This is a genomic window from Zobellia nedashkovskayae, assembly GCF_015330125.1.
Taxonomy (GTDB): domain Bacteria; phylum Bacteroidota; class Bacteroidia; order Flavobacteriales; family Flavobacteriaceae; genus Zobellia; species Zobellia nedashkovskayae.
In genome coordinates, this window is the sequence record NZ_JADDXR010000002.1 from 792,870 (window position 1) to 818,421 (window position 25,552).

At 37.2% G+C, this 25,552-nt stretch carries 24 protein-coding genes; 5 read left to right on the forward strand and 19 right to left on the reverse strand.

Going from position 1 to position 25,552, the window contains the following annotated elements; genetic code table 11:
- Nucleotides 1-135: 135 nt before the first annotated feature.
- The 14 genes from IWB64_RS03410 to IWB64_RS03475 all read right to left on the reverse strand — a co-directional run bounded on the left by IWB64_RS03410 (nucleotide 136) and on the right by IWB64_RS03475 (nucleotide 13,556).
- Nucleotides 136-1,959 (reverse strand): DUF5060 domain-containing protein, encoded by a 1,824-nt coding sequence (locus IWB64_RS03410; RefSeq protein WP_226975795.1) that lies wholly within the window; start codon nucleotides 1,957-1,959, stop codon nucleotides 136-138.
- A 77-nt stretch (nucleotides 1,960-2,036) separates the two neighbouring features.
- Nucleotides 2,037-3,038 (reverse strand): metal-dependent hydrolase, encoded by a 1,002-nt coding sequence (locus IWB64_RS03415; RefSeq protein ID WP_194532676.1) that lies wholly within the window; start codon nucleotides 3,036-3,038, stop codon nucleotides 2,037-2,039.
- A 25-nt stretch (nucleotides 3,039-3,063) separates the two neighbouring features.
- Nucleotides 3,064-4,836, reverse strand: coding sequence for a MutS-related protein (locus tag IWB64_RS03420; protein ID WP_194532677.1), 1,773 nt, complete (start codon nucleotides 4,834-4,836; stop codon nucleotides 3,064-3,066).
- A gap of 42 nt (nucleotides 4,837-4,878) precedes the next feature.
- Nucleotides 4,879-5,238 (reverse strand): MmcQ/YjbR family DNA-binding protein, encoded by a 360-nt coding sequence (locus IWB64_RS03425; RefSeq protein WP_194535793.1) that lies wholly within the window; start codon nucleotides 5,236-5,238, stop codon nucleotides 4,879-4,881.
- Between the two features lie 99 nt (nucleotides 5,239-5,337).
- Entirely contained in the window at nucleotides 5,338-5,739 is a 402-nt protein-coding gene (locus tag IWB64_RS03430; protein WP_194532678.1) for a Dabb family protein, read from the reverse strand.
- A 27-nt stretch (nucleotides 5,740-5,766) separates the two neighbouring features.
- Entirely contained in the window at nucleotides 5,767-6,390 is a 624-nt protein-coding gene (locus IWB64_RS03435) for a DUF4230 domain-containing protein (protein WP_194532679.1), read from the reverse strand.
- Nucleotides 6,391-6,392: 2 nt separating this feature from the next.
- A complete protein-coding gene (locus tag IWB64_RS03440; RefSeq protein ID WP_194532680.1) occupies nucleotides 6,393-6,743 on the reverse strand; it encodes a DUF4260 domain-containing protein in 351 nt (116 codons plus the stop codon).
- Nucleotides 6,740-7,507: a cyclase family protein gene (locus IWB64_RS03445; RefSeq protein WP_194532681.1), complete on the reverse strand. Its 768-nt coding sequence runs from the start codon at nucleotides 7,505-7,507 to the stop codon at nucleotides 6,740-6,742. The genes IWB64_RS03440 and IWB64_RS03445 overlap by 4 nt, the downstream gene beginning before the upstream one ends.
- A gap of 91 nt (nucleotides 7,508-7,598) precedes the next feature.
- The gene (hemW, locus tag IWB64_RS03450; protein ID WP_194532682.1) at nucleotides 7,599-8,732 is read right to left on the reverse strand and encodes a radical SAM family heme chaperone HemW; all 1,134 of its coding nucleotides are present in this window, start codon (nucleotides 8,730-8,732) and stop codon (nucleotides 7,599-7,601) included.
- A 153-nt stretch (nucleotides 8,733-8,885) separates the two neighbouring features.
- A complete protein-coding gene (gene ruvC, locus IWB64_RS03455) occupies nucleotides 8,886-9,440 on the reverse strand; it encodes a crossover junction endodeoxyribonuclease RuvC (protein WP_194532683.1) in 555 nt (184 codons plus the stop codon).
- Between the two features lie 10 nt (nucleotides 9,441-9,450).
- A complete protein-coding gene (locus IWB64_RS03460; protein WP_194532684.1) occupies nucleotides 9,451-9,921 on the reverse strand; it encodes a hypothetical protein in 471 nt (156 codons plus the stop codon).
- A 127-nt stretch (nucleotides 9,922-10,048) separates the two neighbouring features.
- On the reverse strand, nucleotides 10,049-11,188 hold the full coding sequence (locus IWB64_RS03465) for a tetratricopeptide repeat protein (protein WP_194532685.1): 1,140 nt from the start codon (nucleotides 11,186-11,188) through the stop codon (nucleotides 10,049-10,051).
- A 3-nt stretch (nucleotides 11,189-11,191) separates the two neighbouring features.
- Complete coding sequence (locus IWB64_RS03470) at nucleotides 11,192-13,156, reverse strand: M56 family metallopeptidase (RefSeq protein ID WP_194532686.1); 1,965 nt, start codon at nucleotides 13,154-13,156, stop codon at nucleotides 11,192-11,194.
- A gap of 16 nt (nucleotides 13,157-13,172) precedes the next feature.
- Entirely contained in the window at nucleotides 13,173-13,556 is a 384-nt protein-coding gene (locus tag IWB64_RS03475; protein WP_194532687.1) for a BlaI/MecI/CopY family transcriptional regulator, read from the reverse strand.
- A gap of 212 nt (nucleotides 13,557-13,768) precedes the next feature.
- Here IWB64_RS03475 and IWB64_RS03480 point away from each other — a divergent pair, with 212 nt between their 5' ends.
- The gene (locus IWB64_RS03480; protein WP_194532688.1) at nucleotides 13,769-14,284 is read left to right on the forward strand and encodes a DUF456 domain-containing protein; all 516 of its coding nucleotides are present in this window, start codon (nucleotides 13,769-13,771) and stop codon (nucleotides 14,282-14,284) included.
- 90 nt (nucleotides 14,285-14,374) lie between these two features.
- Here IWB64_RS03480 and IWB64_RS03485 read toward each other — a convergent pair whose 3' ends face one another.
- The 5 genes from IWB64_RS03485 to IWB64_RS03505 form a co-directional block, all read right to left on the reverse strand.
- Nucleotides 14,375-14,929 (reverse strand): nitroreductase family protein, encoded by a 555-nt coding sequence (locus IWB64_RS03485; protein WP_194532689.1) that lies wholly within the window; start codon nucleotides 14,927-14,929, stop codon nucleotides 14,375-14,377.
- A 44-nt stretch (nucleotides 14,930-14,973) separates the two neighbouring features.
- A complete protein-coding gene (locus IWB64_RS03490; RefSeq protein ID WP_194532690.1) occupies nucleotides 14,974-16,131 on the reverse strand; it encodes a homogentisate 1,2-dioxygenase in 1,158 nt (385 codons plus the stop codon).
- 650 nt (nucleotides 16,132-16,781) lie between these two features.
- Entirely contained in the window at nucleotides 16,782-18,059 is a 1,278-nt protein-coding gene (locus IWB64_RS03495) for an NAD(P)/FAD-dependent oxidoreductase (RefSeq protein ID WP_194532691.1), read from the reverse strand.
- Nucleotides 18,060-18,184: 125 nt separating this feature from the next.
- On the reverse strand, nucleotides 18,185-19,087 hold the full coding sequence (locus IWB64_RS03500) for a universal stress protein (RefSeq protein ID WP_194532692.1): 903 nt from the start codon (nucleotides 19,085-19,087) through the stop codon (nucleotides 18,185-18,187).
- Between the two features lie 89 nt (nucleotides 19,088-19,176).
- Nucleotides 19,177-19,866: a Crp/Fnr family transcriptional regulator gene (locus IWB64_RS03505; protein ID WP_226975796.1), complete on the reverse strand. Its 690-nt coding sequence runs from the start codon at nucleotides 19,864-19,866 to the stop codon at nucleotides 19,177-19,179.
- Nucleotides 19,867-19,988: 122 nt separating this feature from the next.
- Between IWB64_RS03505 and IWB64_RS03510 the strand changes: the two genes are divergently transcribed.
- The 4 genes from IWB64_RS03510 (at nucleotide 19,989) to ccoN (ending at nucleotide 25,550) form a co-directional block, all read left to right on the forward strand.
- Nucleotides 19,989-22,385, forward strand: coding sequence for a heavy metal translocating P-type ATPase (locus IWB64_RS03510; RefSeq protein WP_194532693.1), 2,397 nt, complete (start codon nucleotides 19,989-19,991; stop codon nucleotides 22,383-22,385).
- 74 nt (nucleotides 22,386-22,459) lie between these two features.
- Entirely contained in the window at nucleotides 22,460-22,966 is a 507-nt protein-coding gene (locus IWB64_RS03515; protein ID WP_226975797.1) for a DoxX family membrane protein, read from the forward strand.
- 173 nt (nucleotides 22,967-23,139) lie between these two features.
- Nucleotides 23,140-23,349, forward strand: a complete 210-nt coding sequence (gene ccoS, locus IWB64_RS03520; RefSeq protein ID WP_194532694.1) for a cbb3-type cytochrome oxidase assembly protein CcoS — start codon at nucleotides 23,140-23,142, stop codon at nucleotides 23,347-23,349.
- Nucleotides 23,350-23,351: 2 nt separating this feature from the next.
- Nucleotides 23,352-25,550: a cytochrome-c oxidase, cbb3-type subunit I gene (gene ccoN / locus IWB64_RS03525; RefSeq protein ID WP_194532695.1), complete on the forward strand. Its 2,199-nt coding sequence runs from the start codon at nucleotides 23,352-23,354 to the stop codon at nucleotides 25,548-25,550.
- Nucleotides 25,551-25,552: the final 2 nt, after the last annotated feature.

The following is a 25,552-nucleotide window of genomic DNA, read 5'->3' on the forward strand; positions in this document are numbered from 1 at the left end:
TAAGAATTATAGTACCGGTATTTTTTTGTTTGTTGTGAAACAGTCAAAAGAATACATCATCGGCTAATAAAAAGATGTTTGTTTTTAAAAAAGCTTTAAATTATCGTCAAAGTATCAGATTATGTGCGGATTGCCTTAGCGTTTTATCAGAACAATCCAGTCTTGTTCTTTGTCTCCGGGAGGTGTGCCAAAATCAATTTTACTACCCCCTTTTAATTTTAAAACAGAGCCCGGTTGTAGGCTTCCGCCATTGAGTGGATCAAACCAACTTACTGTAAAATCACCTTCGGTTTCACTTAAATCTATACTATAGTTGCCTTTCTCCGGTAAATAAACCGCATAGACCTCACCTTCTTTCCTGTAACAATATGCCTCTTTAGAATTTATTAAACTATGTTGGGCCTGCATTTCCCAGTATGGTAAATTCTCCTGAAAAAAGTCTAAAGCATGTTTGGTAATTTCCCATAAGCGGTCTCTGCTACGCCAATCTTCGGCATTAAGGTCATGATACGTATTATTCGCTCCAAAATACCACTCCACACCTGCGGCACCGGATAGCAAAGTTCCCCAAAGTACATAACGGCGTAATGAATCATGATTACCATCTAATGAATCCGAACGCGCTCCGGTGTGCCACATGCCTATCTCATCCATAGTAATCATCCATTCATGACCTGCTTTGCTTGCTTTTGTCTTCCAAGTTTCCACTACCTCTGCAGCTCCTTCTCGTTTGTCCACCTGTAAAGAAATACCATCCAAATCCTTAAAACCGACAATTGAATCCAAAATATTAGCGCGAGCCGGTTCATGGCTATGGGTATGCAAAAGTACAGGATGGTTATAAGGATCTATTTTTTTAAGAAAAGAAGTCATTGCTCTACGCTGTGCGTCATTCTGGGAAACAGGTGTAAATTCTGCATAGCCGTTCTCTTCTCCTAAATTAAAATTCATGGCCAAATGATGCCCAAAACGCGCCATAAGCTCACGGAGATACAATTGGCGCATAGAGCCTGTATCACCTTTATCCAACATGGTTTCGTTCTCCGTTTCCTGCAGTACCATATGTAACAATATGCCCTTTGCCTGCATATGGTTAAAAACTATTTCCCATTGCTCTAATTTACTAACATCAAAACGGGTAAAATCATCAGGATCGGCGTAAGGCCAGACATCTTTTCCATCGCCAAGAATATTTAACGTTAAAAAGTAGGCTACGTTCATCCCCTTTGAGGATAAATAGTTTAACGCACCAATTAGCGCCTTCCCTTTGCCTTCTTTCCAAGTTGGATCACCATTGTTCCAATCTTCTAAATGGGGCGCGTAACGATGTAGCTGTTCATTTGTCTTGGCTTCTCCTTTACTCTCCGAACTTTGCATACGGTAGGTACCATCAAAATCTTCATAGCCTAAAAGATTTTCAGGACTATCTGCACCCCCTTTTATCCAATACTCACCAGAATCTTGAAATCGGAAATATCCTTTTGAATTCACCAAACGCCCTTTTCCCCTAAAATCTGGACTTTTCTTATCCGATGCCACTACATTAAACTTACCCATGGCATTGGTTATACTTATCTCTTCACCCTGTAACTTATCATTAGAAAGCGCGATGGAATCTCCATGTTGCAGAGTTGCCGAATAGCTCCACTCCCCCATTTCACTTGGAGAAAAACGAACTTGCCAAATTTTACCTTTTTCAGCACTACTCTCTGCAGCATCACCGTCAGCAGCATAAAAGCCACGAACTTCATACGTTTTATCACCATTAGTAAACTCAACGTTTAAACGATAGTTTAAAAACGGATTATCATCTGCTTTTTCCGATGTTTCAGGGCCTTCAAAGGATAAAGTGACTGTATGCCACCTTTGGTATTCCGTTAGCTTTTCCTCCTTCTTTTTTTCTGTACATGAAATCAGGAGAAAAGTGCACGCAATAAGGTATAGAAAATGTTTTTTCAAGTTGAAGTGGTTTTAATCAATTAATACTTAAAAATAGTCAAATGGAGGAAAGTTCTACTACGTAGATACAAATTTAACTAGTTGCCCCATATCCGAAGCCACAGTGCATTTAGCAACCGTTTGGCATCTACTCGGTTTTTTGGCATTTCATGAACTGCAAGTCCATTTTCAGTTGGCTGAAGTTCATAAGTAAAGGCAAATTGCGTCTCATTAGGGTCTAGACTTATAAGTCCAAAACGAAGGTCATTAAAGAACAGTTTGCCATCCTTTTTAGAAATGGTATACCAACCTTCCGTAATACCAATGAGCCGTTTTACCTTATCTTCAGATTTTAGATCACCCAAAAGTTGATGGTTTTTAGGATAGGATATAAACTTGATTTCCTCCGTATCAAAAAAAGAATAATTCCCTATTAAATACGCATCGCCAGCATCTACATTAGCAGTCCATAAAATGGTATTGAACGGTGCGGGACGGGTATCTATATTTTCATAGTTTACACCATGTATTTCTAAACTATGAACGAACTCTCCGTAAGCAAAATACTTTAGAATTAAAGAGGTTACCAAATACGCCGTACTCACCGTTAACCCTAATCTGTTGTATCTTTTTCTTTTTGGCGATGTTTTTGGCTGGCGCATGGCCATAATCAAAAAAACAATAAAAGGTACCGTATACAAAGGGTCGATGACAAAAATACTCTGAAACGCCAATCGGATTTTAAGAGGCCAGAATAATTGAGTTCCCCAAGTGGTAAACGTATCAAGAATCGGATGCGTAAAAAGCCCCCAAAACATTAACCAAGACCAATCTTTAAAAGTGGCCTCGCTCTTTCTTTCTATTTTTGAAATAAGCCAACCAAATATTGGAGCGAATAGTATGGAGAAGAAAATGGAATGACTAAAACCCCGATGCATCTCTGTTGCTGTAACAGTATCAAAAAAGAAACGCGCTATAACATCCAAGTCAGGAATAGTACCTGCAATAGCCCCATACAGCATGGCTTTGTTACCTACCTTCTTTCCTAAAACGGCTTCACCAACAGCAGCGCCTAAAACTATTTGAGTTAACGAATCCATTTATTGACTATCGTTTGTACTATTCTTATTCTACAATTTGCATCTTCTTTAATAAGAACGATGCGTTCATGTTCTGACAGATTCCATCTTTGAACTTGTAATCAAAATGAAGCTCATCATCAATAATTTCGGCATCAAAATAATGGTTTTCTACTTGTGGCAATGTATTGGCCACTTCACATAAACTTAAATCGTGAGTAGCAATAATCCCTGTAGATTTTGACGCCACCAACCGTTCCACAAACTTGCGGCTTCCTTCTGCCTTATCTGTGCTATTGGTTCCTTTTAGGATTTCGTCTAAAACAATAAAATAACGGTCTTCCTGAATTTCATCTACAATGAATTTTAATCGCTTTAATTCTGAAAAGAAGTATGATTCATCATCCGTTAACGAATCCGTCGTACGCATACTTGTAATTAATTTTATAGGCGAATAATCTACCTTCTTGGCGCAAAGCGGAAGTCCCATATTGGCCATAACAATTTGCAATGAAACTGTCCGTAAGAAAGTACTCTTACCCGCCATGTTGGCTCCGGTAACAATAAAAAACTGTTCGCGGTCTATTACAAAGTCATTCAAGACACTCTTTTCAGGGTTTAGCAAAGGGTGACCTGCTCCAATGGATTTAAGAACCGCTGCATCATTATTGATATTTGGAAAATTGTACTCTGGATGGTTAAAAGTAAAATTACCTAAGCTATTGTAGGCATCAAAAAATGCGATGGTATCAAACCATTTTTCTACAAAAGCCCCGTGTTTGGCAATCCATTTTTCAATCTCATAGCAATGCGTTAAGGTTCGTAAAAAAAAGCCGTTGCCAAAAAAGAGATAAATAATGTTGTTATTCTTATCTAAACTATTCAACTGCTTTGAAAATTGCGCTATGATCAAAGACGTTTTTTCTTTATCTCTAAGCACATTACCCCGCAATTCTTTTAAATAATCTGAAGTAAATTCAGTTTCTTCTATTAGGTGCAACAACTTATTATACTGTTGAAAAGTGCTCTGTACTTTTGAAGCATCACCACCTAGCTTCATGATTTTCTTCATATACATTCCGGTAACACCCATACCCACCACAAGCCAAACCACCAAGGCCGACTCTGGTGCCAGGTCTAGAAAATAAAGTGCAAATAGAACCACGGAGATTGCCGAAAAAACTAGAGGTAGATAACGCATTATTTTAGGCACGAAAGGAACGTAGTTCGTTAGCCAATTTACAATAGTATCCGTCTTGCCTTCTGCTTGCGTTAAAGATGCTATTGCAGAAAAATTCTGCCGCCACTCGGGCATTTTCCCTAATTCTTTAATGGCTTCTTGTTTCTCTACAATCCCATCTATGGTATTCGCTTTGAACAAACCAGCAAAAGTCTCAGCTCCTTGTTTTAAAGCGGTACGGTTGGCGTACTGAAAAAATGAACCTCTCCCAAAAAGGTCTATATCTTGACTGAAATAATGTAACGGGTCTTTAAACTCATCGCCTTCCGGTAAATCGTGAAAGTCACGATCTAATACTTTCAGTTCCGTTTGGTTAATATCTAGCAAAGCCAATAACCTATCTCGTTTGTACTGGAGCGTTGCATGTCTCGTTACTAAAAAGAGAAAAAGAACAACGGTAACCAACACTACGCCCATAACCCATTTGGCATCACCAAAAAACCAATATATGGCAAAGCCGGCTACACCAAATATGGCTAAACGCAACATGCTTGAAGCAAAGAGTTGTTTCTTTATTTGTGATAATTCTTTGGTGTATTTTTCAATTTCACCACTATAAAAAGATTTTAATTGCTGCATAATACCCAACAAGGATTTTAAATAAAAATACTACGAAATGATTCACGAAAGTGCATCATACTCCGCTTTAAGCTTTTTAGTGAATTTGGAAATGACCAAATTATACGAATGGTCTATGAGTTCAGTTATGAGTTTAGGTGGCAGACTGTCTAACAGAAGCGTATTCCAGTGTACTTTGCTCATATGATACCCAGGTATGATGTTGCCATCAAACTCTTCACGAAGTTCAACAGCCCTCTCCGGATCACATTTGAGGTTGACCTGAGACGGAAGCCGTTCTAATGCACAAAGAGCGAACATCTTACCCATGACTTTAAAGACCAATGTTTTTTCATCAAAAGGAAACTCTTCAGTCACTCCTTTTTTAGTAATACAATAGTCGCGAAACAGTTCAATGTTCATCATTTGCAGTCGTCATTATGTATGATGAGTCCTTATCAATTTAAAATTGATAATTTATGGCATCCTATCTTTAAAATTGGCTTATGCCTTATCTACTAATTACTGTTGCACGCCCTTTGAATCGTAAACGATTACTTTCTCCCATAAAGCGCTAGACTCTTCAATAAACACTTTATGAGGTGCTTCATCTTGGTAGTTCTTTTGTGCTTCTGCAGATTCAAAAGTTACGATTAAAGAGTAGGTAAACGATCCATCTACCACATCACGACTAGCTTTTGGAGGCATACCGATAAAGCTTGTTTTAGCGTATTGTGAGTTATCTAGAAATTTCTGTAGGGATTTTTCAAACGTAGCACGATCTGCCTTGTTATCAGGGTTTTTAAACCAGAAAAATACGGTATGGGCAAAATTGGGGTCAAATTCTCTCATGTCATTCTTTGTTTGGCCATTAGCGGTAATGGCAAGTGTTAAAAATAATATTGCAAGGGTAAGTGTTCTCATAATTATGGTTTGAATAGTATAAATGAATTAATCTTCCAGCATTTCTTTTTGCTTCTCCGTAATCTCTAAAGCAGTATAATCTAATTTCCAACCAATGGTTTCCACTATTTTTTCGATAAGTAGAACCGCTTGAATGGCTTCCTTTTTGGCTGTTTCCATCAGTCCGCTTTGAGGAATTTTTTCACGAATATGTTGTTTCGCTTCTTTATTAAGCAACGTTAAATCTTCAGAAGAAAAGAAGTTGAACATACCACTCTGAATATCATAAAACTGAATATCCGGCTCTATGGATAAAATTTCAGGTGCTGGAAAATGAGTCAGAATTATTCTTTTATTCTCGTTGTCCGCCTTAATTTTTACCTTTTTAAGATCGTAACCAATATGAGCTTTGGCATTGATGACCAGCAAGGCTTTTTTCTTACTGCTCACCAAACTCATGAACCGTTCTTTAATATTCTCATAGCGGTAGATTTCAGCAAAATCTCCTTCTACAGAAACCAACTTGCAAACACTCTGTATTTTATCAACAAGGACCGTAGATTGGTGTTTGGTCAATTCTTTATTTTGCTTTTGTCTAAAAAGAGAATACACCCAGTACATAAGGATAGCTCCTAGAATCAGACCCAAAAAAGTATCGAAGATATTATCCATTCTTATTTTCCTATTTCCCCTAAGTGAGTAAATTTAAATCCTTTGTCATATTTAAGGCCATAACCAAAAACACGATCCATTGCGGCATGCGAAAATAAAACAATCCCCACCAACTGCAATATAGGTTCCGAAAGATACGCCCCAATTATATAGATCACAAGAGCAATACCTTTATGATGAAAAATATTATACCCTATAGCTCCCACTTTGTTCCCAAAAAGATACCCTAACATGCCTATATCCGGCGTTAAGAGCAATACTAGAAACCACCACCATGCATAAGGTAAGAGAGTAAAAAGATACATCCCTAAAAAGAACATAACCAACTCCTCAACCTTTAGCAATGCGCTCATTTCTGAACGGGTTTATTCTGAATGACTCTGTAAAGTACAGGCCTACTAGGGCTGGCATCATTCTCAAAAGGTGCCACTTGCAGATTCAATATATAGGTGCCATCTTCTATAGCGTTAGCCACGTAGACAAATTCCGTTATGGTGGCTTGTTTTCTTAGTTTACCTTCAAAATTCCAAAATGCTTTGTGCGATACTAAGGCGCCATTATCTTTTTCCTTATCTACCGATGGAAGGTCCACCAATAAATGCTCCACTCCTTTCTCCACTAGAAACTCTGTGGCCTCCTGCGTTAGATATGGAGGATTGGTGTGTGCATATTGGCGTGATTTTTTCTGCCTCATATTAGGAAGGGTTCGTATAACCACAGCCTCCCTTTTTTTATTTCCTAAAGCATATTTGAGCTGCTTTTTTGAAACAACTAAATCGTTATCAAACATTTCCGGGGCTATGGTAATCACTTCCGAGAGAAAGAAATATTTCTTTAGATTTTTATTGATGGAATGAAATTCTTCAGTAATATGGCCCACACATTCCGTGTGTGTCCCGTGCGCATGTGGGTTGAACGAAATATCATTGAAATTAATGGACGCTCCTTCCGATACCTTGCCCACAAAACCTTTTTCCTCGTGAGGTGTAATTGTTGGCGGATCCACGTACCAAGCATTTACATTATCCGCACCATTTTTTATAACTATGGATATATCTAAAGGTTTTGTAAGATCTATAGGATAATTTTTTGTTCTATGTTTTACTGTGGCAATCATAAATATGTGTTGTTTTACGGCCGTTATTTGGGGTAACTATATGCTTACGGCCTTCATGGTGTACTTCTTCTACACCTATTCACTTCTGTTTCTACTTCAAATTTAACATAAAAAGGTCGGATGCTAGACCGTCAGCTAAAAAACGCCCCTTTTTAGTAGTTAACAGGGTGTCACCATCAATATGTAGCAACTCGTCCTTCAGGTGCTTCTCCGCCTGCATTAAAGCATATTCCTGGTATTTCTCACCAAACTTAGAAGCAATTCTTGTAAGCGAGACACCCCAAATGGTACGTAAACCGGTCATCACATATTCATTATAAGTATCGGTAACGGATAAGGTTTCAGTTTCCATAGGAAGCTCTCCTTTTTCTATCGACTTCAAATATTTGGGATTATTATTGATGTTCCACCCTCTACGCACACCATCATACGAGTGTGCGGACGGACCTATACCTAAATACTTTTTCTGTTGCCAGTAGGCCGTATTATTTCTTGAAAAATAACCTGGTTTTCCAAAATTAGATATCTCATAGCTTTCAAAACCAGCGGCTTCCAAAGTTTCGGACAGGATATGAAAATGCGCCTGCGCCACCTCATCATCTACATTTTTGACCAAGCCTTTTTTAATAAAACTAGCGAGTGCCGTGTGTGGCTCAACGGTTAGGGCATAACTAGAAATATGAGGTATTCCAAAAGAAAGTGCTTTGTCTATATTCTCTTTCCAACGCTCGTTTGTCATGTCTGGGACTCCGTAAATTAAATCAATAGAAATATTATCAAAATAGGTAGTTGCTTCCCTTATACAATTCTCCGCTTCACTAGCATTATGTGCACGATTCATAAGTTTTAAATCCTTCTCAAAGAAAGATTGAACACCTATGCTTAAACGATTGATAGGACTTTTGGAAAGGGCAATTATTTTCTCCGTTGATAAATCATCTGGATTGGCCTCTAACGTGATTTCCGGATTTTCAGAAACTGTATAATTACTGTAAACTGAATCAATAATAGATTGTATTTCTTCTGTTTGAAGCACACTGGGCGTTCCTCCTCCAAAATATATAGTTTCTACAACCTCATTCTTAAACTCGTCTTTTCGCAAGAGTAGTTCTTTCTGCAAAGCCGTAATCATGGCTTCTTTCTTCCCCATTGAAGTCGAGAAATGAAAATCACAATAATGACATGCCTGTTTGCAAAAAGGAATATGGATGTAGATGCCGCTCATTTTTTTTAGTAATTAGTATTTAGCACTTAGAATTGAGAGGTTAGGGGTTGTTGTGAATGACTAATTTTTTTTAGATGTAGATTAAATCAGTATTAGTTTTTCACTGCCAACCGAGTACTATTTACTTAATACTAAGTACTCACTACTACCCCACTACTTTTTAACCCTAGAACTATTCTGTTTTACAAAAGCATCCCAACCCGAATACCCTTTACCGACATCTACTCTACCTGAGTTATAAAAATGGCAAACCGCAGCGGCAAGACCATCTGTACTATCTAGGTTTTTGGGTAGCGTTTTTAGTCCCAGTACACTTTGTAGCATTTTGGCAACCTGTTCCTTACTAGCATTACCATTGCCTGTTACAGCCATTTTTATCTTCTTTGGCAAATATTCCGTTATGGGAATTTCACGGGAAAGACCTGCTGCCATGGCCACACCTTGGGCGCGACCTAGTTTGAGCATAGATTGTACGTTCTTACCAAAGAACGGCGCCTCAATAGCTATTTCATCAGGGTGGTACGTATCAATAAGTTCTATGGTGCGTTCAAAAATGAGCTTTAATTTTACGTAGTGGTCGCTGTATTTTTTGAGCATCAGTTCGTTCATTTGAATGAACTCCATTTTTTTTCCAACCACTTTAATAACACCGAAGCCCATAATGGTAGTTCCTGGATCAATGCCGAGTATAATTTTTTCCGTTGCCAAATAATTTGTTTTATTGAAGTACTATAGGAATTCTAAATTTTGCCCTAACAGGAATACCTCTTTTTAATGCGGGTTCAATTTTAGGTAAACCGTTCAGGCAATTTTCTATTTGTTTGTCAAAACCTGGAAGTTGAATTTCTGTTATATCTCCTTTATCAATATTCAAAAGAGAAATAGCCCCTGAAGCTTCCATTAAAAAATCGACAAAAATAGTGTCTTTCACTGCTTCTTGTACCACAAAATCTGATTCCTCAAGTGTTTTTGAAAAATGTTTCATCAGCGTAGCCATAAAACATTGTTTCTGCTCTTCTTTGGAAGCCATTTCGTCGCAATCGGCAAAAAGAGGGTATTGATCCACATCTTCCCAATCAATACCTAAGATTTCTTTGTTGACCAATTCTTGGGTTTTCTTTTCCCTTGAAGCCGACCAATTACATGCCGTAAGCAGGAACAAAAAACATAAAATTGTGAGGTTTCGCATTGCCTTAATTCTAGGCTGAAATTACGATTTTTTGTGGAGGTTTGTGCTATGAATCCTTATTCGCAAAGGGAAAATTCATCAAAAGGACAGTTTTTTATTAAAAAAACCATTTAGAAAACAAGGTCTGCTATTTTACATCATAATGAATTTCCTCTTTTAGTTCAGAAATGCGTTTGGCTACCATCTTTGCCATATAATCATTCTTGTTACCGAACCTTTCGTCAAATTTCTCGTAATACTTCAACTTAACCTTAGGGTCTTTATAATACTGATCAGCCACCGTACAAATATTGTGATAGATTAGCGCATCATCCGGGTCTTCCTCATGAGCTAATTTATAATATTCCAAAGCAGATTTCATATCTTCTTTATTTCTAGAAATTCCAGCAAGGGCAACATATTCCCTAACCAGAAAAGGTTTCTGAACTGCAATAGACTCTTTAACATAGTACTGCGCACTATCTATCTGTTTATCTTTCCAATATACCTGACCCAAATAGAAATAAGCATCGGCATTTTCCTCATTCAATTCTAAGACCTTTTTATAGTTGGCTTTTGCCTTTTCAAACTCCCAATCCTTAAAATAGCAATAGGCTAGTTTTTCATAGATATACTCCTTTTCCTCTCCTAACTCTAAAAGCGTATTAAAATAAGGAAGTGCTTTAATATATTCATCATTGTTAAAATAGGCTAAAGCCTTTAAATTTATAAGCGCTACATCATTTTCGTAAAATCGGAGTCCACGGTCAATGAAAATAAAGGCCGAATCCTTTTCTCTTTGTCCAACATAGTATTTTCCCAACTGAAACAGACTCCTTAGATGGGTACTATCTGTTGCCGTGGCATTCTTATATGAAGTTATACTATTGCCAACCTTTTTTTGTTCACGAAAAGTCTCTGCTAGATAAAAATGATATTCAGGATTATTATCTGAAACATTGATAAGGTCTTTAAATAAGATTTCTGAATTGCTGAAATCTTTTGTCTTTAGATAGAGTTTACCCAACTCAAATTTACAGATTTGGAGTGTTACATCTAGCGACAAAACATTTCGATATTGTGCTATTGCTTTTTCGTAATTTCCAATGGCGTTATACGCTCTTGCAATCTGGAGACCGGAAGCTTTGGAACCATCTTTCGCATAGTAGTTAATAGCTTTTATATAGTTACCGGTAGCATAGAGACTATCCGCTAATTGGGAATTTGCTATTTGGCCATCTGCCGTAGCGCCGCATGCGAGTAAAAAAAAACAAAATAAGGTTTTCAAGTTTTATCTCAGTTTAAAAGTGATAGGTATAGAATAAGGTACATTTACATTTTCACCGTTATGTTTCCCCGGAATCATTTTAGGTAATTTAGAAATAATACGTTCCGCTTCCTCTTCGAAAGATTTATCGGGGCCTCTTGTAGAAATATGAGTAATGTTTCCTGAGGTATCCATTAGGAAAATTACCAGAACCCTGCCTTGAATCCCTCTTTCTTGTGTATCCTGCGGATATCTGAAATTCTTGGAAATATGCCGATACATACTTTGCTGAAAACAATCTAACATGTCATCAGCGTTTTCACAGCCGGGAAAAACAGGAGGACTGCCAACATTTCTAAATGCCACAGAATTCCCATAGGCCATTTGCGCTTCAGTAGATAATTTGGCTATTTGTTCTTTTTGCATCTGCACATAGTCAGCATCTGCATTAAATGGATTGAACCCAGCTTGTTCTAACTTAAAAGATATAGGAATTGAAAATGGCACTTTCACGGTTTTACCCGCGTAAGAACCCGGCGCCATACGCGGCAATTTTTCAATGATACGAACTGCTTCAGCTTCTAATAATTCATGAGGACCTCTTTTTCTAATTTTTACAATTGAACCATCTTCATCAATGGTAAACATGATACTTACCCTACCTTCAATTCCTTGTCTCTGGGCTTCTTCGGGATATTTAAAATGTTTACTAATATGTTTCTGCATGTTTTGTTGAAAGCAAGCTCTCACGTCCGTTTCACCTTCACATCCAGGAAAAACTGGAACTTTATCTACATAGGAGAAAGGCACTTGGTTATCTTCTTTATAAATTTTCTTCCAATCATACGGTTCTCCCGCAGAAGGTATAAAGTTTTTAAAATACTCTGGTGAACCACTATTATCAATTGTCATTTTAGCCTGTATTGGCTCATTGTTAATTCCAGAAATAAATACGTCCTCCTTTGTGCTTTCAAACTTCAACGAATTTTCGGAATCTTCTACCTTCAAGCTCCAAACTTCTTCCGAATTCGCTAGAGACTTTAATTTTGTATACACCTTAGTTTCCTCTTCTTCCGAGAGATTATCTACACTACTTACGGTTATGATATTTTCATTATTGGCAGCATCATCCTTACTATCATTTTCGCACGAGGTATAAAACAACATACCCAGCACCAAGGGCAATAATGCCAAATACTTTAATTTAAAAACCGATTTTGATTGTGATTTTTGTAACATGACGATTCGTTTTTTGATTAATGATGATTTAAAAAAGTGATTGATGAATGAAATATTCTGTGTTTGAAAAACTTGTGACAGCAACAATTGGTATTGTTCGTTTTTATTACTCTTTGCCACTTTTGCATCGGCGATGAACTCGTGCAATTCCGAAATTCTATTTTGATAGACATAGACTAGCGGATTAAACCAACCTACAATACGCATTAGCTCAAAGAAGAGCAAGTCCCAAGAATGACCTTGCTTTATATGAACCAGCTCATGGGCTATAATATTGGTGTAATCTGTTTTTGAAACCTTATCTCCAATGAAAATGGATTTAAAAAACGAGAAGGCAATGTTACTATTAGAAACCAATATTTGGGTATATTCCTTAAAGCTAATCTTGTCGCCTTTTGCCCTTAATAGATATAGTTGGCGCAACTTATGAACCAACAGTAGTGTAGAAACTAGCGCGCCCAATCCATACAAGACCATTTGCCATGAAATATCAAACCCGGAAATTTCTTGAGGGTTAAGAGTAACCGCATTATCCACTCCCCAAAGCGCCTCTCCATATTCAATGTAAGGCTGTTCCACAGTAGTTTTAAAAGCTTCAATCTTTACAAAAGGCAGCAAGAGCGATAGCAAAAACGTGCTTAAAAGATAAAAACGGTTCCATTGAAAAAAGGTTTCTAGCTTTAAGAAAAAATCATAAATAACAAGAAAGACCAGTTGAAAAGCGATGCACTCTAAGATATACTGTACCATCAGAATAAGGTTTTAATTATTTTTCCTTTTTGCCATCCGGCTCTTCAATTTTTTTAATGTCCTTTAAAATGGATTCCAATTCAGTCAGACTCATATCATTCTTCTTCATAAAGAAGGAAACCATACTTTTAAATGAACCTTGAAAATACCCATCTACCAACTTGTTTATACTCTGATTACTGTAATCCGATTTCTTTACAAGCGGAAAATATAGGTATCCCTTACCCTCCTTTTCATGGTTCACAAAACCCTTGCTTTCCAAAATTCTAACAATTGTTGAAACCGTGTTGTAAGCGGGTTTTGGTTCTGGCAACTGTTCAATTATTGTTGCCACGTTACACTTTTCCAGCAACCATAATTGCTGCATTACCTCTTCTTCCGCCTTTGTTAATTGCTTCATTTAACTAAATATTTAGTTCATTCTCAAAACAAATATAACTAAAAACATAGTTTAAACTAAATTTTTAGTTCAAAAAAAATAAAATGGATCTACTTTTCTCATCAATGCTCCTAACAATCTAACAGCCAGATTATAATTTAAAAACAACCATATGATGGACATGAAGGGTGTAACAAAATGTACTTATCTTCGTCCAACAGGAAATTGACTAAATGGATATTGTATTACTTATTTTTGGTTTCATTTTTATGCTCGTCGGGATTTTAGGCAGCTTCTTGCCCATACTCCCCGGACCTCCTATTAGCTGGGTTGGTCTTTTATTATTACACCTCACAAAGGCAGTACCACCAGACAGTTGGTTTTTAGGAATTACTGCTGCCCTGGCTCTAGTGGTTTTTGGACTAGATTATGTAATTCCTGCTATGGGAACAAAGAAATTTGGCGGAACAAAATATGGAGTTATCGGTACCACTTTAGGTCTTTTGGTTGCCCTATTCTTTCCGATTTTAGGCCCGTTTGGTATTATAGTTTGGCCTTTTGCTGGTGCATTGGTAGGTGAATTATTGAATAAAGCCGATGGAAAAACAGCTACCAAAGCCGCTTTCGGGTCGTTTCTAGGCTTTTTGACCGGTACTTTTATGAAGTTCTTGATTGCAATAATCTATTTAGGTCTTTTCATTTCTAAGGCTTGGAACTACCGACTTGAATTGTTTCCGTTTTTAAACTAGTGCTTATAAAATAGAATAAAAAAAACCTTGCTCTAAGCGCAAGGTTTTTTTTGTTTTCAAGTAAAAAGTTTAATGAATTCTAAGCAATTTCTAGTCCATCCAAACTACTTTATCTTCTATTGGAGTTCTTTCCCCTTCGGGGATTTCTTCATCGGAATACCCCATATAGAAAAAGCCGAAACAGGCTTCACCATCATTCATTTCAAAAAAATCATTCATGTGTTTTACCAATCCCGGTGAGCTCCAGTAAGAACCGATACCCATTTCTGTACAGCATAACCACATATTCTGAACAGCCATTGCTGTAGCGGCCACTTCTTCCCATTTAGGAATACTTTGTGCAGGGTCTCTTTGCATACAGATGGCTATAATAGCCGCTGCACGCTTTGGGTTTTCAATTAGTTTTTTGGCTTTGAATTCCTTTGGATTAGGTTCATTTTCCAAATACTTCAGAGAAAGAAATAGCCCTAATTTCTTTTGAGACTCGCCTTGTAAAACTTTAAACCGCCAAGGTTCCGTTTTCTTATGTGTAGGAGCCCAATTAGCCACCTCTAATATTTTTTCAATATCCGCTTTAGCTATAGGCTTGTCATTATATTGAGCCGGAAAAACCGATCGTCTGTTTTTTATAAGGTCAAAAATCACTTATTTTATTTTGTTTAATTTCTAATTCAGTTTCTCTTATAAATCTACTCTAACCAACTTTTGTAATACTTACCATCATCTATATCCATGGCCTGTTGGGTTAATTTTAATGGCTTAAAAGTATCGATCATTACCGCAAGTTCTTCAGTTTTGGTTTTACCAATACTAGCTTCATAAGTTCCTGGGTGCGGACCATGAGGAATACCTGCAGGATGTAAAGAAATACTCCCTTCATCAACACCTTTTCGACTCATAAAATCTCCATCTACATAATAGAGTACTTCATCAGAATCTATGTTAGAGTGATTATAGGGTGCAGGAATAGCCTGTGGATGATAGTCATACAATCTAGGGCAGAACGAACACACCACAAAGGCACTAGTTTCAAATGTTTGGTGCACTGGTGGCGGTTGATGAACGCGCCCCGTTATAGGTTCAAAATTATGAATAGAAAAACCATAGGGAAAATTGTATCCGTCCCAACCTACAACATCAAAAGGATGCGTGGCATAAGTCATATGATGTAGTTGTCCTTGCTTCTTTACTTTAATTAAAAACTCTCCTTTTTCATCATGAGTCTGTAGATTTTGCGGCAATTTAAAGTCACGCTCACAAAAAGGTGAATGCTCTAAATGTTGACCAAAATAGTTGCGGTATCGTTTTGGCGTATATATAGGATGATAGCTTTCGGTAATCAATAAACGATTGTCTTCCGTATCAAATTCAATCTGATATATTATTCCTCTGGGAATCACCAAATAATCGCCATATTCAAAAGGAATCTCACCTAAGATGGTCTTTAACGTACCTGAACCTTTATGAATAAACAAAAGCTCATCGGCATCCGTATTTTTATAAAAATAATTAGTGAGCGATTTTCTTGGTGCAGCAAGACCCACATGCACATCATTATTGAAAAGCATGGTTTTACGGCTCTCTAAATAATCATCTTCTGGCTTTACTTGAAAACCTTGAAGTAACCTAGATTTTATATTATATTCTACAGCAGCCCTAGGTGCTACATCTAAAGTCTTACCCACTTCTTTTACTTGTGTAGGCCTGTACAAATGATACAGCAAAGAAGACATTCCATCAAACCCAATAGTACCGAACAATTGCTCATAGTGTAAGGTGCCGTCTTTCTTTTTGAAAGTGGTATGTCTTTTTTGCGGAAACTTCCCCAGCTTATGATATAAAGGCATGTAATATTCTTTAAAAATCTAGTTTAAAATTACGGTTTTTTTATCGATATCGCATATTTGACTCTTTTTATAAATGGATGGAATCATCACAACAATGCAAATTTATTAAAATGAAAAAAACGTTATAGTAACACATTTGATCGATGAAAAGAAATCTATTTAATGTAAGTTTGTACCGTCGTTAAGTTTATGAAAATGAGCGACATAAAACTGGACATGTATAAAACCCCCGTCTGGTTCTAAAGTAGTATTGAAAGTATAAACTTAATACCTTGCATTATGAACAGAACACATCATCAGGTAAAAGCAGAGAAAGCTAAAAAGGCATGGATGTCAATCCAGGATCGAAGAACATCAAAACACAACAAACCTATTGTGCTTGATCGTCCACTACAAAAAGTCTAATTCTTAATTTAATTTTAAGTGAGGTAATTCTTTATGATAAATCGTAAACAAACCTACAATTACCTCTTAACTATTTCATTGTACAGTTCTTTGTTTGTACAACCCTATTAAATGTATTAGACATAAAAAAAGCCTTCCAACATGGAAAGCCTTTCATTGGCCCAAACCTATACAGGTTTTGGGTTACAACACAACAGGACAAATATACTAAAGGATTTTAAATAATTGCTAACTCTATGGCTAAACTATGCCTTTGGAGTAAACCTTCTTAAAATAAGGCGAGCGGCTTTATCGTAATTGATATAATTGTATGCCCAATTAAAAAATACAATGACCTTATTTCTAAACCCTACCAACGCCATTAGGTGAACGAACATCCAAATAAACCAAGCAAAGAAACCGCCAAACTGTAGTTTTTTAATATCTGCAACAGCTTTGTTTCTTCCTATGGTGGCCATGGTTCCCTTATCTACATAAGTAAAAGGTTTCATTTCTTTCCCCTGCAATAACTTTTCTAAGTTTTTGGCCAATAACTCTCCTTGTTGAATTGCCGGTTGCGCTACCTGCGGATGCCCTTTAGGGAAGGCCTCAGTTTCCATATAAGCTATATCTCCAATGGCAAAAACCGAATCATACCCTTCTACTTGATTGAAACGATTTACTTTATAGCGGTTTAAACGTTCTACCAAAATGTGGGGCGCAAAACCCTCTATGGCCGCACCAGTAACTCCAGCAGTCCAAATAAAATTTTTGGTGCGTATGGTAGTTCCATCTTTTAAAGTTACCTGTTCCCCATCATAATTACTGGCAATAGCATTAAGATGAACACGAACACCCAATTCTTTCAAAAACTCCATGGCTTTCTTAGTTGCATGCTCACTCATTGGCGGCAGTACTTTAGGGCCACCCTCATATAAGTTAATTTCCATTTCATCTATATTCAGATGTCTGTAATCTTCAGGGAAAACATTATTCTTAAGTTCTGCGAATGCACCGGCAAGCTCCACACCAGTTGGTCCCGCACCAATAATACAGAAATTAAGTAATGCCTTACGCTCTTCTAAATCTTGGCAATCATCTGCCTTTTCAAAATTTTGCAACATTAAACTTCTAATGTCCAGTGCTTGCGGCACACTTTTCATAGACATGGCATGTTGTGCAATCTCTTTATTCCCAAAAAAGTTAGTTTTTGTACCCGTGGCCAAAACCAAATAATCATATTCCAGGTTTCCGGTGTCCGTTGTAATGACCTTTTGTTCAGGTTCAATCCGTTCAACATTGGCTAGCCTAAAATAAAAATTTTCCAAATGTCTTAACACCTTTCGTATAGGGTATGCAATGGAGTCCGGTTCTAAACCGCTAGTAGAAACCTGGTAAAGGAGTGGTTGAAAGGTATGGTAGTTATGCCTGTCCAGTAATACGACTTGTAAATCTATTTTACTGAGTTTCTTGGCTAGCGATATTCCGGCAAAACCGCCACCAATAATCACTATTCTTTTCTGACCTGTATTAGGAAGGTTCATAACTTAATTTTCCACAAAATTAAGAAGATTGAGCGCAGTAAATTTTTTATCTTTAGAAATATCACATTTAATATTGCCGTAATAAAAAAACTAGAAAAAACTTTTCCTTTTTAGAAGAACCCGAACTATTCAGAAGCCGAAAGACTCTGCTCTTTTTTACTTTGTGAGGAACCACTCATACCCAATTCAGGAATAACCAATAAAGGTATTTGTGTATGAAAAGCTATTCGTTTCACCACTGCCTCACGAGTTAGGTTTTCCATATAACTATGTTGATAGTGTAACATGGCCAGTAAATGAATATCTAATTCATTACTAAAAATCTCTAAGGTTTTAGAAATAGAATTCAGTTCCGAAACCGTATGAACGTAATGCTCTACATCTTTTAAATATTTACGAAGCATACTTAAATTAAACTTCTGAAGCTCGGTTAATGCAGTGATTTTCTGCTGCACATGTACTATTCTTATAACCGCATTAAAGGTCTTGGCCATATCTAATAATGGTTTGAGTTCAGACTGCGTATAAAATCTGTTGAAATCTGTGGCAAAAGCTACTTCGTCCGGTGTCTTAAATTTAAAATTTTGGGGAACGGCAAGCACAGGGCACTTCTTTACCGTTTTTATAATACGCACTGTATTGCTACCCATGAAAACCTCATCTATTGCCGAAGCTCCCTTTGTTCCCGTGATAACCAGATCTATTGCATACTCCTCTATTACTGCTTTTACCTCATCTACGAGCATAGAAAAGGATGATACAGCAGTAAATTTATGTTGTGGGTTATTAAATTCTGTGTGCATACGGGAAATGAGATTGGAAAGACCCATTTCCGATTGAGATCGTGCAGCATCCTCCATCATATCACCACTAACATTTGTAGCCATAAAACGGCTATGCGCAATGTGGGGCGTATAAGTATTCAATACGTAAAAAGTACAGGTTTCGTTCTTGAAAAGTTCTACAGCATAGCTTGCAGCGTTCCATGCATTCTCAGAAAAGTCGGTAGGTAACAGTATATTTTTCATCTACTTTTTTATTGAAATCTTCAATGTAAAAGTAGAACCAACACTATGTTTAAACTATGATAAATATCAGTTTTTTGAAAAGAAGAAAGTCAAAAACCTTCTATTAAATCTAAAAGCTTACGCTCGTCGGCAATACCAATTTTCTTTCCGGAAGTTTTAATAAATCCTTTTTTCTTGAATTCAGAAATAATCCTAATACAAGATTCAGTAGCGGTACCTACTACGTTGGAGTAATCTTCTCTAGATAAAGTAAGCGTTAAGAAACCATCCGTATCCTCACCATAATTCTTTTTAAGGTATAAAAAAGCTTCAGCCATTCTTTGTTTCACCGTCTTTTGGGACATGTTCACAATAACGTCATCTGCCTCTCTAAGGTCATGCGCCATATGACGTAAAACTTCAACAGCAAAATTAGGATTCGTATCTAGAGTATTAGAGATAATTTCTTTTGGTATAAAACAAACCTCCATATCACTTACAGCAATTGCACTTAGGTTAGTAGATTCTTCGGCAATTACGGCACGTTGGCCCATAACCTCTCCTTTACTGGCCAATCTTACAATTTGATTCTTACCGTTTTCACTAAGTTTAGACAGTTTTGAGACACCATCCCGAACACAAAAAACACCATCCAGCTTTTCACCTTCTTTAAAGATAGCTTCGCCTTTTTTAAGTGTTTTAGAAATTTTGGAATCGGAGACTTTCTTCAATTCTTCCTTACTCATAGCTCGTAAAGAATTGAATTGCCTTATAATGCAATTTTCACATCTGCTGCTCATATCCTATTTTTTATACCTAACCCTACAAAGGTACCGTTCACAAACTATAATAAACCTGACAATTGTCATATATTTAAACACTAATATCCAGCATCTTTGTGCAAGGTATAGCAAATGATTAAATGGACTCTAACAATTGTTTTCATTGCGGTGACGACTGTGGTAAAAAAGCCATAGTTCTGGATGACAAAAAATTTTGTTGTAATGGTTGTAAAACCGTTTATGAAATTTTTTCCGGGAATGACCTTGATTACTACTACGACATTCAGTCTGCTGCCGGAGCTACTCCAAAAACTCTTGATGGAAGATACGATTTTTTAGATTCAACGCCAATTGCCGAGAAACTAATAGAGTTCAATGACGGGGACTTACAGATTATAAATCTCTACATACCTCATATTCATTGTAGCTCGTGTATATGGGTACTTGAAAATCTGAACAAGTTAAACCCATCTATAAAGAGTGGTCAAGTAGATTTTCCAAAGAAAACAGTGCGTATAACCTATAGCAGTGCCACTATTTCTTTAAAAGAAGTGGTTTTGCTACTAGCAAGAATAGGCTATGAACCTTATATATCCCTTGATGATTTTGATAATAAAAAGAAAAGTGTAGACCGCAGCCTAATTTACAAACTTGGCGTAGCCGGTTTTGCTTTTGGCAATGTCATGTTTCTATCGTTTCCAGATTATTTTGAACTCTCTTCTAGCGATGCATCGGGTGGAGAATTCTGGCTCAACAAATATGAACCCGTTTTTCGTTGGCTCATGTTCCTGTTTTCATTACCCGTAATTTTCTATGCTGGTAGAGATTATTTTATATCGGCCTATAAAGGGCTCCGCAGTAAAATATTAAATATTGATGTGCCTATTGCCCTGGGAATTTTGGTGCTGTTTATACGTAGTACGCTAGAAATAACCTTTGATTGGGGAAGTGGCTTTTTCGATTCCTTAACAGGATTGGTATTCTTCTTGCTCTTAGGGAAGTTTTTTCAACAAAAAACCTATTCCTTTCTTTCGTTTGAGCGCGATTACAAATCATATTTTCCTATTGCCATAACTAGAATATCTAAAGAGGGAAAAGAAGAAACTACCCAAGTACACGATATAAAAAGAGGAGACCGCTTACTCATCAGAAACGAAGAATTGATTCCTGTTGATGGTATACTTATAAATGGACAAGCCCGTATTGATTATAGTTTTGTTACCGGCGAATCCGAACCTGTAACAAAAGAATCTGGAGAGAAAGTCTTTGCCGGCGGAAAACAACTACAGGGCGCCATTGAAATGGAAGCCTTAAAATCGGTTTCACAGAGTTACCTTACCCAATTATGGGGAAACAGTATTTTCCAAGAAGATAAAGCCAGTAAGTTTCAAACTATAACCGATGGTATTGGCCGGAGATTTACGATTGCCGTGCTTAGCATTGCTTTCTTATCAGCCGTTTTTTGGATCTATTATGACCCTAGCAAAGTCATGAACGTATTTACAGCAGTATTAATAATTGCCTGCCCCTGCGCCATTGCTTTAGCATCTCCCTTTACTTTAGGTAACATGTTACGCATTTTTGGGCGAAAGAAGTTTTACTTAAAGGACACGCGCACCATAGAACAGCTTGCGCAAATAGATACCGCTATTTTTGATAAAACAGGTACGATTACCACATCAAAAAAGAGTACCGCCACCTATGAAGGTATGCCACTTACGGAAGCTGAAGCTTCTTTGCTAAAAAATACACTACGTGGTTCTAACCACCCATTGAGTAGAACACTATATAATCTTCTGTCCGAACAAAACATTATTACGTTAGACGAATACGAAGAACATATTGGCAAAGGTATAGAGGGCTCAAAAGACGACGAACATATAAAAGCTGGTTCAGCATCATTTGTTGGTAATGAACAAATCTCAGATGCCCTTAACACATCTGTACATATTAGTAGTAACGACTCCTATAAGGGGAAGTATATTTTTCATAATGAATACCGAGATGGCGTTTCCGAAGTATTCAAGGAGATGTCCAAAAATTTTGATGTCGCTATTTTATCTGGAGATAATGAAGGAGAGAAGTCTCGTTTAGAAAAATTGTTACCTAAGCTTACTCCGTTGTACTTCAATCAAAAACCACAACATAAACTAGAATTTATAAAAGCTCTACAAGAACAAGGCAAGAAGGTTCTTATGGTGGGTGATGGTCTTAACGATGCAGGTGCTTTGGCTCAGGCAGAGGTGGGTATTGCCATATCTGAAAACATTAATGTGTTCTCGCCTGCAAGTGATGGTATTATGGATGCCTCTAAGTTTCAACAACTGAACAACTATATCTTGGCCTCTAAGAAAGCGATGAAAATTATAAAACTGAGTTTTCTTTTATCCTTGACCTATAACGTCATAGGCCTCTATTTTGCAATTACCGGGCAACTTGAACCTGTTATTGCTGCAATCCTAATGCCTTTGAGTTCCATAAGCGTGGTTGCCTTTGCTACCATCTCTACCAACTTCATAGGAAGAAATATTGACTAAGCTTGTAAGACACTACGTTCAAGACCACAAGTTAATAGTTAAAAAACGTATTCAATCCGTTTAAAAAGTTACGTTTGCAAAACCAACAACTCACTAATTACCTCTCAAGTAAAATGCCTGCTTTTAGTCTCTCATCGATTTCAGAACATTTCAAAAAAATTTCCTTTTTACAAACCTCAATAGCTATTGTCTATCTCTGGTTTGGCGCACTTAAATTTTTTAATGATGTTAGTCCGGCCGAAGAATTGGCAAAAGAAACCATTACCTCACTAACTTTTGGTTTAATTCCTCCCAACGTTTCCATTTTTCTGCTTGCCGTTTTAGAGGTAGGTATTGGTATTTTTCTTTTATTCGACCTATTTAGAAAACAAACTATTATTGTAACCTTATTGCATATGGTGTGTACCTTTTCTTCCTTACTACTCCTTAAAGAAGCCTCATTTACTTATAGCCCGTTTGCACCAACCCTTCTAGGTCAATACGTTATAAAAAACTTGATTATAATTGCCGCCTTAATTTCCATTTACCAGAACACGAAAAAAGCAGAAAAGGCAGCATTTAACAGTTCTACTACAGATTAAAAAGAACACTATTTCTAACTTTTTTCTGCTAAAAATAATAATAGCATATATATTTACATACCAGATGGTTGTGATAAAAAATTAAGAAAGTTTAAGATATTTATCAAAACCTGACAAAAGTCATATTAAATAGATAGTACGAGCCGTAGTTTTACGGCATAATTCAGGTAGGTATGAGTGTCATTTTTGTGTTATTGACCATAAGCATTGTTATTGCGGTCATATTTTTTATCGCTTTCATCGTTTCGGTGAAAAGCGGTCAATACGATGATTCGTATACTCCATCTGTACGCATGCTTTTTGACGACGAACTGGTTAAGACTAAAAAAACCAGTGCCAAAAAGTTTGAAAAAGAGAAAATCCAACTAAATAAACAAGTATAATTATGGAAGTACAGCAGTTTTATTACGATAACAAAATCGTGAAAAATTTCCTCTATGCAACCATGTTCTGGGGTATTGTGGGTATGTCTGTAGGCTTATTGTTAGCCTTAATGTTCATGTTCCCCAACTTAACCGACGGAATATCATGGTTAAGTTTTGGTCGTTTGCGCCCATTGCATACCAATGCGGTAATTTTTGCATTTGTGGGTAATGCTATTTTTGCGGGGGTTTATTACTCCACGCAACGTTTGCTAAAAGCGCGTATGTATAGCGATTTTCTAAGTAAGTTCAACTTTTGGGGCTGGCAGGCAATTATTGTCTCAGCGGCTATTACCCTTCCATTAGGGTATACCAGCACAAAAGAATATGCTGAACTTGAATGGCCTATAGATATAGCCATTGCCGTAGTTTGGGTTGCTTTTGGCGTCAACCTTATCGGTACCATGATAAAAAGAAGACAGCGTCACCTTTACGTAGCTATCTGGTTTTATTTGGCAACGTTCGTAACGGTAGCTGTTCTACACATCTTTAACAATATAGAATTACCTGTTAGCGCATTAAAAAGCTACTCGGTTTACGCAGGTGTTCAAGATGCCTTGGTACAATGGTGGTACGGTCATAATGCGGTGGCATTTTTCTTAACCACTCCGTTCTTGGGTCTTATGTACTACTTTGTACCTAAAGCGGCAAATAGACCGGTTTACTCTTATAGACTGTCTATAGTTCACTTCTGGTCTTTGATTTTTATTTATATCTGGGCTGGTCCTCACCACTTATTATACTCTGCCCTACCTGAATGGGTTCAAAACTTAGGTGTAGCATTTTCAGTTATGCTTTTAGCTCCTTCTTGGGGTGGTATGATTAACGGACTTCTTACACTACGTGGTGCATGGGACAAAGTTCGTACGGACCCTGTTTTAAAATTTATGGTTGTTGCTATTACCGGTTACGGTATGGCCACTTTTGAAGGCCCTTTACTTTCGCTAAAGAACGTAAACGCAATTGCCCACTTTAGTGACTGGATTATTGCTCACGTACACGTGGGTGCTTTGGCCTGGAACGGTTTCTTAACATTTGGTATGATTTACTGGTTGGTTCCTAGAATGACCAAGAATAAACTGTTCTCCATAGGCTTGGCAAACTTCCATTTCTGGATCGGTACTTTGGGTATTATTCTGTATACGTTACCTATGTATGTAGCTGGATTCACCCAAGCTTTAATGTGGAAAGAATTTAACCCAGACGGCACATTGGTTTATGGTAACTTCTTAGAAACCGTACACGAAATCATGCCTATGTACTGGATGCGTGCCATTGGTGGTAGCCTGTATATTGTAGGAGCTTGTGTTATGATTTATAACGTAGTTCGCACTATACGCTCTGGTAGCACAATAGAAGATGAATTGGCAGAAGCTGCTGCTCTTACCCGTGTTTCAAAACACAGAACAGCTGGCGAAACTTTCCATACTTGGTTAGAGCGTAAGCCTATTCAATTGACCATTTTAGCTACTGTAGCTATATTAATTGGAGGTCTTATACAGATTGTACCAACAATTTTGGTAAAATCCAATATACCTACCATCTCTAGTGTTAAGCCTTATACTCCATTAGAACTAGAAGGTCGTGATCTTTACATTCGTGAGGGTTGTGTAAGCTGTCACTCACAAATGGTTCGTCCGTTTAGAAGTGAGGTAGAACGTTATGGTGAGTATGCCAAAGCTGGTGAATTTGTATATGATCATCCATTCCTTTGGGGTAGTAAGCGTACCGGACCAGATTTACTTAGGGTTGGTGGCAAATATTCTGACAACTGGCACTTAAACCACATGTATGATCCTCAAAGTACGTCATCAGGTTCTATTATGCCTTCCTATTCTTGGATGGTTAGAGATAAGCATGACCGTAGCAATATAAGAACAAAAATGGAAGCCATGGTTACCTTAGGTGTACCGTACACTGATGAGGAGATTGCTAATGCCGATGCTCTTATGGATGCTCAGGCCGAACAAATCGAGAAGAACTTATATTCAGATCCCGATTTTGCTAAAAATTATGAGGCTGATAAGACCTATGCCGCAGAAAATGGTGAAGAATTCGTAGAAATGAGAGACCGAGAAATCGTATCCTTAATTTCATACCTACAACGATTAGGTACGGACATTAAGATAAAAGAGACGGGCGAAATTATATCTGAAAAATAAAA